Annotated in this window: 11 protein-coding genes; 4 read left to right on the forward strand and 7 right to left on the reverse strand. The window is 63.7% G+C overall.

Going from position 1 to position 11,472, the window contains the following annotated elements:
* From groEL to VGH68_RS04640, 5 genes are all read right to left on the reverse strand, one after another.
* A partial coding sequence (groEL, locus tag VGH68_RS04620) for a chaperonin GroEL (protein WP_331602327.1) occupies positions 1–850 on the reverse strand: 850 nt, incomplete at its 3' end.
* A gap of 53 nt (positions 851–903) precedes the next feature.
* On the reverse strand, positions 904–1,194 hold the full coding sequence (gene groES, locus VGH68_RS04625) for a co-chaperone GroES (protein WP_008923887.1): 291 nt from the start codon (positions 1,192–1,194) through the stop codon (positions 904–906).
* 681 nt (positions 1,195–1,875) lie between these two features.
* Positions 1,876–2,079, reverse strand: a complete 204-nt coding sequence (locus VGH68_RS04630; RefSeq protein ID WP_331602330.1) for a cold-shock protein — start codon at positions 2,077–2,079, stop codon at positions 1,876–1,878.
* 395 nt (positions 2,080–2,474) lie between these two features.
* Complete coding sequence (gene rpsU, locus VGH68_RS04635) at positions 2,475–2,687, reverse strand: 30S ribosomal protein S21 (protein ID WP_331602338.1); 213 nt, start codon at positions 2,685–2,687, stop codon at positions 2,475–2,477.
* 79 nt (positions 2,688–2,766) lie between these two features.
* Positions 2,767–3,054 (reverse strand): hypothetical protein, encoded by a 288-nt coding sequence (locus VGH68_RS04640; RefSeq protein WP_331602331.1) that lies wholly within the window; start codon positions 3,052–3,054, stop codon positions 2,767–2,769.
* Between the two features lie 775 nt (positions 3,055–3,829).
* On the opposite strand from VGH68_RS04640, the gene VGH68_RS04645 reads away from it, so the two are divergent.
* The 4 genes from VGH68_RS04645 (at position 3,830) to VGH68_RS04660 (ending at position 7,799) form a co-directional block, all read left to right on the forward strand.
* Entirely contained in the window at positions 3,830–4,111 is a 282-nt protein-coding gene (locus VGH68_RS04645) for a hypothetical protein (protein WP_331602332.1), read from the forward strand.
* A gap of 116 nt (positions 4,112–4,227) precedes the next feature.
* On the forward strand, positions 4,228–4,443 hold the full coding sequence (locus VGH68_RS04650; protein ID WP_331602333.1) for a hypothetical protein: 216 nt from the start codon (positions 4,228–4,230) through the stop codon (positions 4,441–4,443).
* 406 nt (positions 4,444–4,849) lie between these two features.
* Positions 4,850–5,467 (forward strand): hypothetical protein, encoded by a 618-nt coding sequence (locus VGH68_RS04655; protein WP_331602334.1) that lies wholly within the window; start codon positions 4,850–4,852, stop codon positions 5,465–5,467.
* 79 nt (positions 5,468–5,546) lie between these two features.
* Positions 5,547–7,799 (forward strand): hypothetical protein, encoded by a 2,253-nt coding sequence (locus VGH68_RS04660; protein WP_331602335.1) that lies wholly within the window; start codon positions 5,547–5,549, stop codon positions 7,797–7,799.
* A gap of 551 nt (positions 7,800–8,350) precedes the next feature.
* Here VGH68_RS04660 and gmd read toward each other — a convergent pair.
* Both gmd and VGH68_RS04670 read right to left on the reverse strand, forming a co-directional pair.
* Positions 8,351–9,469 carry a GDP-mannose 4,6-dehydratase gene (gene gmd, locus VGH68_RS04665; RefSeq protein WP_331602336.1) on the reverse strand — a complete coding sequence of 373 codons (1,119 nt, stop codon included), beginning with the start codon at positions 9,467–9,469 and terminating at the stop codon, positions 8,351–8,353.
* Positions 9,470–9,602: 133 nt separating this feature from the next.
* Positions 9,603–11,472, reverse strand: a 1,870-nt coding sequence (locus VGH68_RS04670; protein WP_331602337.1) for a polysaccharide biosynthesis tyrosine autokinase, incomplete at its 5' end; no start/stop codon positions are given.

Here is an 11,472-nt window from a genome sequence, read left to right on the forward strand (position 1 = left end):
GATCGCCGAAGCCCGGAGCCTTGACAGCAACCGTCTTCAGAATGCCGCGGATGTTGTTCACAACCAGCGTAGCCAGCGCTTCGCCTTCGACGTCTTCTGCGATGATCAGCAGCGGACGGCCAGCCTTGGCGACTTGTTCCAGAACCGGGAGGAGGTCACGAATGTTCGACACCTTCTTGTCGTGCAGCAGCACGAACGGGTTGTCGAGCACAGCAACTTGCTTGTCCGGATTGTTGATGAAGTACGGCGACAAGTAGCCGCGGTCGAACTGCATGCCTTCAACCACGTCCAGCTCGTCTTGAAGCGACTTGCCGTCTTCAACGGTGATGACGCCTTCCTTGCCGACCTTGTCCATTGCTTCAGCGATACGGTCGCCGATCGACGAGTCGCTGTTCGCCGAGATCGCGCCGACTTGAGCGATTTCCTTGTTGGTCGTGCACGGCTTGCTGATCTTGCGCAGTTCTTCGATAGCTGCAGTCACAGCCTTGTCGATACCGCGCTTCAGGTCCATCGGGTTCATGCCCGATGCGACGTACTTCATGCCTTCGCGAACGATGGACTGGGCCAGGACCGTTGCGGTCGTGGTGCCGTCACCTGCGTTGTCGCTGGTCTTGGAAGCCACTTCCTTGACCATTTGCGCGCCCATGTTCTGGAGCTTGTCTTTCAGTTCGATCTCTTTCGCGACCGAAACACCATCCTTCGTGACCGTCGGGCCGCCGAAGCTGCGTTCCAGGACAACGTTGCGGCCCTTCGGACCCAGCGTGACTTTCACAGCGTTCGCGAGAATGTTCACGCCTTCGACCATCTTGGCACGGGCGGAATCACCGAATACGACGTCTTTAGCTGCCATCTTCTAACTCCTTGAATTCTTGAGAGATAACCGGGGAAGTAGCGGAGTTGCGCTTACTTTTGCACCACGGCCATGATGTCTTCTTCGCGCATTACGAGCAGTTCGTTGCCGTCGACCTTGACGGTCTGGCCTGCGTATTTGCCGAACAGGACGCGGTCGCCCACCTTCACGTCGAGCGCAATGGCCGCACCCTTGTCGTCACGCTTGCCCGGGCCGACTGCGAGGATTTCACCCTGATCCGGCTTTTCTGCCGCGGCTTCCGGGATGACGATGCCCGACGCGGTCTTGGTTTCCTGATCCAGACGCTTGACGATCACGCGATCATGCAAAGGACGAAGGTTCATACATACTCCTCTCTGATTGAGACTAAGAACGCTGAGAAAATCCGGCTGGCTGGCCAGCCGGCGATGTTGTTAGCACTCTCGTGCAGCGAGTGCTAATTATATGGATGGGTGGTGACAAATTCAAGAAGTGACGGATGGCGACGCAACTATCGAAATTCGCGCCGACGTTGCGCGCTGTTCGCTTCAAGTTCGGACTCCCCCACTGCGCTTGTTGCCGCAATGGCGGTACGAAAACTTGTGCTTGGACAACCACTTACGGGCGAATGTCGCTGACTCGCCCGGTCGAGCGCGCAACCCGATCAACGCTGCCGTTTTTCGCGGTATCGGGTCTTCGCGTTTGAGGTTCGCGGCTTCTAGGGAAAACCCTAAGCCATCGACGCGGCGCAGAAAACAGTCGTACATCTGCATAAGTTCCGCCGCGATTGCCGCTTGCAGTTCAACTTTCGTCAGGCGCGGCCACGAGCGCCGAATTCACCATTGGAAACCGGCTTGCGTGCCGCCGTCGACCGCGCTGCACCGTTCTGCAAAGAACGTGGTGGTTGCCGTAGCAGGAGCGAGGACGCTTGCGCCCGCGCAACGCGGATCGCACCAGGCCGATGCGATTGGCCAACGCGACCGTGTGGGACGCAAGCTCTACGAGCAAACGGACCGGGGCCGCGTCATCGCCCCGCGATACCATCGTCAAAGCGGTGAAATGTTTGCGGCTTGCAGGCCTTTAGCGCCGCGCTTCGTTTCGAAGTTGACTTTCTGGCCTTCGGCGAGCGTCTTGAAACCGTCGCCGCGAACTTCCGAGAAGTGCGCAAAAAGATCATCGCCGCCCTTATCGGGGGTGATGAAGCCAAAGCCTTTTGAGTCGTCGAACCATTTGACGGTACCGCTATCCATGTGAATCCTCGAAGCAAAAAAGTAACGGAATATCGCTCCGAACGGAGCGCAGAGAAATATCCAGCAGGGGGAGTGCAACGAATACCGCTACGGGAACGGACTATTGACGAACAGCAATCGATGAACGGCAATCGCACTTCTTCAAGCTTCGCGGGCGCGGGAATAGCGCTCCGCCGCGAATGCGAGCAATTGGCGAACTGGCCGATTACCGGCGCTGCCAATCTCCGTAGCTTCTACGTTGCATCGGCGCGGCGCGGACAGCGTGGCCGCGCGCGACAACGCGGGCGAATAGTACGCACTATCGCCGAGCCGAAGTTTCGATGATGTCGATCAGGCCTGACACGCGATTGATCGCAACGGACCGCATGCCTGCGTCGTGCGATCAAAAGCGCCGTTTAGTACGACTTCCTCGGAGGAAGCGAGCGCCGGATCTGTTTGCGCAATCGAGCCACCGCGGCGGCCTTCTTTCGCTTGCGCTCCGTAGTCGGCTTCTCATAGGCCGTCCGTGCGCGCAATTCGGCGATCAGGCCGATGTTCTGAATAGAGCGGCGAAAACGCCGGAGCGCAACTTCGACGGGCTCATCGGGTTTGGGGATAACAGTAGTCAGATCGTTCCTTGGATTGGAATGAGGAAAATTCTCGACAGTCGCAATCGCGCATTATTCGATGCGCTTGCACGGACACCGGTCACATGTCAGCGACCGACGCACCGTCCACTTTTCCGTCGACGATGTCCTCGCCTTGCTGGCAAGCAGCGCGTCGGGCGATGCCGAAATCGGAAAACGCGTGCTGTCGCTCAAGCCTGAAAACGCGCGATGCGCCGACAACACCCGCCGTGTCTGGACGGCAGATCCGCACTGCAACGTCGTAGCCTTCGGCGTAGCGCGAATGCCTGTCGAAGCGGCTGAACGTGCGCTCGAAAACGAGGGGATGAAGTTCAAACCCCTTGTAGAGAAAAAGCGGAATTGCGGGCATGCTCATCCTCGTCAAAGGGTGCTTCACTATACACGCGAATCGCGAAGGCCCCTCATTTATCTGCACATCGTTATAGCTGCAATCGCGCGGCGGATCGCCCGCCAACGCGCTCTCCGGCCGCCTCAACAGGCCCGAGCCGTACGATCCAGCGCCATGCAAAGCCGGTCGACGTCAATGGCGAAAACCCCCCAAGACGATGACCGGAAATGCCTTGACCGCGTGCCGCCTGCCGCGTAGTGCGCATGTTCGCTGCCGACGCTCAAGAAGCTCGACGTCGCTTATCAATCAGCCGCCGTCGGCGCGGTATTCGTTGTCCTCTTCCTCCTTGAATCTTCTTTGGCGTTCGCACGCGAACGGGGCGAATTGTTGGCTTGCCGCCAGGTGACCAGGCAATTGCTCATCTGACATAACGCGCCCGGTATCCAGGTATAAGTCCGCGCGATCCGATATGCGCCCGGTTGCAGTCGTCGGCGACGACGCGCCAGACGCACGCGCGTTCACGGGTCCCGTCGTGACCGGCCTATCGCGACCGGATATCAGCCCGGTAGCCGATGGGTTCGGCTGTACATCGGCATCAGAGCGCGTAGCATGGAACGACGCCTGCGCTGCTGCGATCCGCCTGCCCGCTGCATTTGTCCCTGCTGTCAGTTTGGGGCACCCTCTCTGGCGATATGCGCGCCCCTTTTGCGGGGAAGCCGTCACGTAGGCACGTCCGCATATCGAATGGACGTGAACGTATCAATACAGCTGCATGCCGCAGCCACAGGAGTTCACAATGACAACCACATCGCGTCTTTACCGGGGCCTCGAAATTCGTCTGCTCGTATATCCGCACCAGGCCACGCAGGCGGGCCTCGGCCACAACTACGACGAAGGCTTCGACGCATCGGTACGCATCTGCGAGCCGGACACGGCGAACCCTCGTTGCCGTGTTTTCCATGTGCCGGGAATTCGGCCGTTTCCGAGCGCGGGCGATGCACGACGGGCATCCGCCGTCTACGCAGAACTTTTGATCGACGGCGGCGGACCTGAGCACGCAATCTGGGACCGGACCTAGGAAAAACCATCCACCCGATCGCACGGCAGGCTGCGCGGCATGCCTGCGCAAAAACGGGAACCTGGCCGCATGAGTCGCCAGGCAACGAGCGCAGGAGCGCTCAGCCAGGAGTTGTCATGAGGTTCAATTCGACGAGCTTTCGCATCGACCCCACGCCTCGGCGGGCCGATGGCGAATATATGGCCCACGCGAGCATCAGTTGCCGCCTCGCAGGCGGCGGACAATCAAATCTGTGCATGAGTGGCGACCTTGCTGCGTTCCACGCGCGCGAGGACGCCGTTTTGTTCGCGAAGGAATGGGCAATCGCGTGGCTCGATGCGCGATATGGCTGAACCGCGGCGATCGGCGCGGAAGTCTTCCGGTAGGAAGCGGTTCACCCGACCGATGATTCGCGCGAATCGTTCGGCCATCGCGCCGTGTGACTGTCCCGCGTCCTCGGGCCGCTCTGACCGCGCTGTCCTCAATGGACAGCACGATGGCGTTTTCGCCCGTCATCCGGCGCGGTGCGTCGCCAGTCGCCGGTGTTACGCTCGTTAGAGCAGCTTTCGATGGTCTGCCCGGCCGCGCACTGCCGGACAGCTACGTCGAGCGCGACGCACCGCGAAGTGCGCCAGCTCGACGAAGGACCGAACACGAAGCTGGAACCGGGCGCACGGCATGTGGACAAACAGACATACATCGAAAGTTCACACGGACAACACTAACAAACGGCGAAACATCGCTGCGGGAGTGACTGCGATGGCATTTAAAAAATATTCCGTACTGACGCTGCTGGTAGCGAGCAGTGCCGCGTTCGCGTGGCAACCGCTCACTTATCCGGTTCGCAGTCAGAGCCCCTATCAACGCGGCGTCGACACGGCGCTGTGCTACGCGGAAGCGAATCGCGTCAGCAAGGTCGACATCGTTCGCGAGCCCCAGATCCCGCCGCGCCCGGCGCCCGCGGCAAAAGGCTCGTCGACGGGCGCGCCGGCGAAGCCGCCGCTACCGCCCAGTACCTTCTCTGCGACGCCGCTACCGTATTCCGCCAGCATGCCGGACAGCGCAAGCGAAGCGCTCGCGGCACTCGCGGCGGCGCCCAATGGAGCTTCGTCGGCGAGACCGGCGAGCGGCGCGGTGACGGCTGCCGACGGTGCGCGCGGCACAGCCACCGCAACCGGTGCGTCGGCGGCCGCGAGCACGACGGCCGCCGGTGCGAGCTCGGCGCTCGGCGCGTCGGATGCAGCGGGCGCATCGTTGCAGGCCAGCGCTGCATCGGACGTCAAACTGCCGCCGCTGCCCGCGCCAGAGCCGCCGATGACGCGCTATTGGGCCGCCTACGGCGCATGCATGCAGGCGCGCGGCTACGTCGTCCAGTAGTTCGGGCTGGCGAGTCTCGTTGCCTTTACGTGTTCTTTTGACCGAGGCGTCGTCGTAGAACGCCCGAAAGCGACCGGCCATGTCTATCGATCCCACTGCCAATCAGCCTGAGCCGCGCCGCTGCGAGAACTGCGGTGCGCCTGTCGTCGGCCGCTTCTCGCCTTGTCCTGTATGTCATTCGCTCGGGCTGGAAGGGTCGGCCGCGCATGCCGGCCAGGTGCCGGGTTTGTATGTGACGCGGCAGGCTTCGCCGCAGCAGGCGCGCGCCCGACGGCCAGCTCGCGGAATCTGGCATGCGTCGCCGGAGACGCTGGTCTATCCGTACGATTCGATCGACGAGACCGAGTTTGTCGCGAAAACCAAACGGCGCTCACGCGGCCGCATCGTGCTGGCCACGTCGGTGCTGGCGGTGAGCTCCGCGGTGTATCTGGTCGCGGTCCATGACGACGATTCGAGCGCAGGCGCGACAGCGGAGGCTACTCACGACGTGTCGGCGCAGCGTGGCGAGCCGTCCATTGCCTCTGCCGCTGCGGGAGCAATCGGGGCGCAGCGGGAACCGCCGCGGCAGGAAGGCAGCGCGCAGGGACAGCAGCAACACTCGCAACAGCAGCGCGCGGTCGCCGAGCAACGCGTCGCTTCGGTGCGGTCCTCGCCGGTCCCAAACGTTACTCAGCCGGCCGCATCACCGCCCGCATCACCGCCTGCGCGGCGCCAGGCCGTGCCGGCAGCGCCTGATTCCACGCGCGTCGCTGTGGCTCGCCCGACTAGCGCGGAAGAAAAATCGCACGTCGACGCCCGGCCCGGTGTGACCGCGCAGCAGCAGCCAGCCCGCGTCGCGCAGAGCGTCGCATCGGTCCCGCCTGCCCAAGTCACACAACTGCCCGCATTGCCACCCGCGCAGCGCCAGGCCGTGCCGGCACCGCCTGATTCCGCGCACGCCGCTGCGGCTCAACGAACCAGCCCGGAAGAAAACTCGCACGTCGAGGCCCGGCCAAGCGTTACCGCGCAGCAGCAGACTGCCGTCGTCGCGCGCAACCTCGCATCGGTCTCGCCGGCGCCGGTCACGCCAGCGGCCGCATTAGCGCCCGCGCAGCGCCAGGCGATGCCGGCACCGCGTGATTCCGCGCGCGTCGCTGCCGCTCAGCGAACCAGCGCGGAAGATAAATTGCACGTCGAGGGCCGGCCAGGCGTTACCGCGCAGCAGCGGAGCACCGTCGTCGCGCAGAACCTCGCATCGGGCCAGCCTGCGCCGGTCACGCCACCAGTTGCGGCACCGCTCGTGCAGCGTCAGGTCGTGCCGTCTGATCCGGCGCGCGTTGCGGCCACCCGCTCAACCAGACCGGAAGAGAAATCGCACGTTGAAACCCAGCCAAGCGTTACCGCGCAGCAGCCGAACGGCGTCGTCGCGCAGACCTTGGCATCGGTCAGTCCTGCCCCCGCCACACCACTGGTCGCATCGTCGCCCGTGCAGCGCCAGGCCGTGCCGGCACCGGCTGATTCCACCCGCGTCACTGCCGCCCGCTCAACCCGGCCGGAAGAAAAATCGCACGTCGAGACCCGCTCAAGCGTTACCGCGCAGCAGCAAACCGGCGTCATCGCGAACAAGCTCGCATCCGGCCAGTCTGCCCCGGTCACGCCGCTGCCTGCAGCACCGCTCGTTCAGCGGCAGGTCGTGCCCGCACCCCCCGCTCCCGCGCGCGTCGCTGCCGTTCAGCCAACCAGCGCGGGAGAAAAATTGCACATCGAGGCTCCGCCGCGCGCCACCGCGCAGCAGCAGCAGCAGCAGCCTGTCATCGTTGCCCAAAACCTCGCATCCGTCCGGCCCGCAGTTGTCACACCGCCAGCCGCAGCGCCGTCCGCGCCGCGCCGCGCCGGCCTGACGACGCCGGACGCCACGCGCGCCACTGCCTCGCAATCGATTAGTGCGGAAGACAAACGGCGCGCCGATGCCGCGACGTATCTGAGAGAGGCGCGTGCCAGTATGAAAGCGAATAATTTATCGGCAGCGAAAGCGCACCTCGCCGCGGCCATCGCCGCGCAGCCCGACAACCGCGAAGCACGGCGCCTCCGCGCCACGGTACATACGCTCGAACAGCAGCGCGATGCGCTACTGAACCTCGCGCGCAGCTGCGGCTATATCGGGCACCTGGCTTGTACGTCGCGCGACGCCGGCATCGCGCTGCAGATCGACTCGAGCAGCAATGCGGCTCGGCGACTGGCGACCCGCGCGATGCGCGAATCAGAACTGCGGATCGAGCCGCCAGCCGGAGCCGTTACTGAAGCCGTTGCCGCGCCGTTGCCCCCGATGCGCTACGTGAGCACACATCACTGAGCTTCGGCCGCGAGCGGAAAGCGACGCGCAAAGCCCTCGCGCCACGCAACACGTGGACGCTGCATCGCCGCTCACGGTGACTGCACGACTCCCCTGCCGCGCTAGCGCCTGGTCGCGAGATCTCGCTGTAGCCAAGCGCGAGACAGGAGCGACGAGATGCGAAAAACGAGATGTGAGATTTGCGGGCACAATCGCCACGCGCGCATCCCGCACGACGCGCGACGCACCGGCATAGCGCCGTCAGTCGTATCGAGAAGTCGAAGAAAGCGACGTCGGATCGCACGAAGAGGCGACCGACCGTCCGCTGCAAGTGTGCCGTTGATGCACGCGTCGAACGCCCGGCTCGCTTCGCGTTACCCGACTTGACGGCAGCGGCCCGACCACAAAAAACATGCGCCCGTAGCCATCGGCGGCAAGCCGGTGGCTACGGGCGCGAGGTGACGTGAAAAGCGACGCGCAAAGCGACGCACATCACGTTAGCTCACCACAAAAGCGTGTACCGCAAACCCATCGCAGTAAGTCGCAAATCGCAGCGAGCCGACGCGTCACTGTTACTCGTGATGCTCCAACGCAGTGAAACCGGCCAGCGTGACGAGCGCATCGCGGCGTGCGATCTGGTAGTCCGAGCGCACCATTTCCTTGACCAGTTGCGGGAACGTCGTAGTCGGCTTCCAGCCGAGCCGCGCGTGCGCCTTCGACGGATCGCCGAGCAGCGTTTCCACTTCCGCCGGACGGAAATAGCGCGGATCGACCCGTACGATCACATCGCCGGGCGACACCCTGATCTCGCGCCCTTCGACCTTTTCGACAATGCCGACCTCATCCACGCCGGTGCCTTCGAAGCGCACGGTGATGCCGAGCTCAGCGGCCGCGTCCTGAACGAACTGACGCACGCTGTATTGCACGCCGGTCGCTATCACGAAATCCTCCGGCTGATCCTGTTGCAGCATCATCCATTGCATTTCGACGTAGTCGCGGGCGTGGCCCCAGTCGCGCAACGCGGACAGATTGCCCAGATACAGCATCTTCTGCGTACCCACCGCGATGCGCGCGATCGCGCGCGTGATCTTGCGCGTCACGAACGTCTCACCGCGCACCGGCGATTCGTGATTGAACAGGATCCCGTTGCACGCGAAGAACCCGTAGGCCTCGCGATAGTTGACCGTGGTCCAGTAAGCGAACAGCTTGGCGACCGCGTACGGGCTGCGCGGATAGAACGGCGTGGTCTCGCTTTGCGGCACCTGCTGCACGAGCCCGTACAGTTCCGACGTGGACGCCTGGTAAAAGCGCGTTTTCTCCTGCATCTCCAGGATTCTGATCGCTTCGAGCAAACGCAACGTGCCGAGACCGTCCGCGTTAGCCGTGTATTCCGGCTCCTCGAACGACACCGCGACATGGCTCTGCGCCGCGAGGTTATAGATTTCGTCCGGCTCGACGCGCTGGATCACGCGCAGCAGGCTGGTCGAGTCCGTCAGATCGGCATGGTGCAGAAAGAGTCGTTGCTCCGGTTCGTGCGGATCGCGGTAGAGATGATCGATCCGATCCGTATTGAACAGGGACACCCTGCGTTTGATGCCGTGTACGATGTAACCCTTGCCGAGCAGCAACTCGGCCAGGTATGAGCCGTCCTGTCCAGTAATACCGGTGATCAGCGCAACCTTGCGTGTCATGGAACCTTCTCCCAATTAATGTTTCGCGATGCCTGTCGTTTCGCGATGCCTGTCCGAACCCCTGGCTTCGTCTGACCTCGATGCGCAAATAGCCGCCGTCGCGCGGTCCGGCGCCGTGCCGGAAAGCGCGCGTTCAACCAGCAATGCTGCCGTAGCCGTAGTAGCCGCCCTGATATCCCGAACCGAGAAACGCGGCTTCCTGCGGCACATCGGTCAGCAGCACGCCGCGCATTGCGACGCCGCCATTGCGCAACCGTTTCGCCGTCTCGACGATCTCATGCAGCGGCTGGCGGCCATGGCGCACCACCAGCAGCGTGGTGCCCGCATATCTGCCGATCAGCGTCGAGTCGGTCACCGCCAGCACCGGCGGTGTATCGACAATAACCAGGTCGTACTGCGGCTTCAGTTCGTCAAGCAACATTTCGAAGCGTTTGCTCATCAGCAGTTCGGCCGGATGAGTCGGCAGCGAACCCTTGGCAAGCACGTCCAGACCGGGCAGCACGTCGCGCTGGATCATCATGTACGGGTCGCCGCCGTTCAAAACGTCTGACAAACCCGGCTGATGGGAAATGCCGAAGTGCGAATGCACGTCCCCGCGGCGCATATCGCCGTCGATGATCAGCACCCGTTTACTCGCCGACGCGACCAGTGCCGACAGATTCACCGACAAGAAAGACTTGCCCGCGTCCGGCCGTGAGCCGGTGATCATCACGACATTGTTGGTCGCCTGATCGAGCGACAGCTGCAGCGAAGTGCGCAGGTTGCGCACGCCCTCCACCGCGAGATCGCCGGGCGCCTGGTGCGCGAGCACGTGCTGCCCGCGCCGGCGATGCTCGACGCTTTGCTGCAGACGCAGCTGGGTCTGGCTGCGCGGCACCGCCGCGAACACCGGCACGCCCAGGATTGCTTCGAGATCGTCCGGCCGCTCGACGCCGCCGCACAGCGCGCGCTTGAGCAACACCAGCACGACGCCGAGCCCCAAGCCACCGCCGAGCGAGATCAGGATCGCCAGCATCCGCCTCGGCCGCACCGGGTCGTCCGGCGGTTCGGCGAAGTCGACTACCCGCACGCCGCCCACCTGGCCAGCCTGGGTCACGCGCAGTTGCTGCACGTTGTTCATCAGATTGTTGTACTGCTCGGTCTTGACCTGCAGATCTCGTTTGAGCCGCAGCGCGGTCTGCTCGGTGTCGGGCGCGGCGCTCACGCTGCGCTTCATCGTGACCTGAGCGTTTTGCAGCGCGGCGATCTGGGCGTCGAGCGCGGCGACCGACGGATAGTTCGCGGTGAAGCGCTGCAACAGCTCGACGCGCTGCTGCTGCAGATCGAACAGGCGCGCCTTGTTGTCGGCGGCCTGTTGCAGCATCAGCCGGTTCTCCTCGGCGATGTCGACGGTGCCGTGCTCGTCGCGAAACTTGCTGTAGCGCAGCTCCGCGTCGTCGACCTCCTTGCGCAAAGCGGGCAGCTGCTGCTCGAGGAACGCAAGGGTGTGCTGCGTTTCGGTGGACTGGCTCGCAATGTCCTGGCGGACGAACTGCTGCGCCATGTTGTTGACCACCGCCGCGACCAACGCGGGATCGCCGCCTTCGAGGCTCACGCGGATCACGCCGGATTGCGGCGCGGTCTCCTGCACGAGCACCGTGTTCTGCAGCCTGTCGACCGTGCCGAGCGTCGACGCACGGGCGAGCGTGAAGCGCGAACCGGGCGCGCCGGCCAGCCGGTCGACGTGCAGCGCGATCGGGCCATCGGCGGTATCGGTTTGCACCGTCTCGCCGACCCGGCCCGACAGGATCGCGTTGCCGTTCGGATCGCGCAGCATGAACGTGTTGCCAGCCCCGGCCACCAGCGTGAACTTCGCGTCGTACATCTGCTTCGCGGTGTCGAACCGCGACACCGCGATACTCTCGTTGCCCCACGCGAAACCTGGCACCTTGATGAACGACGGCAGGCTGAACCCCCGATGCGCGTTCACAAGCGCCGCGAGCCTCGCGCCGATTACCGGCAGG

The sequence above is a fragment of the Paraburkholderia sp. genome (assembly GCF_036488505.1).
Taxonomy (GTDB): domain Bacteria; phylum Pseudomonadota; class Gammaproteobacteria; order Burkholderiales; family Burkholderiaceae; genus Paraburkholderia.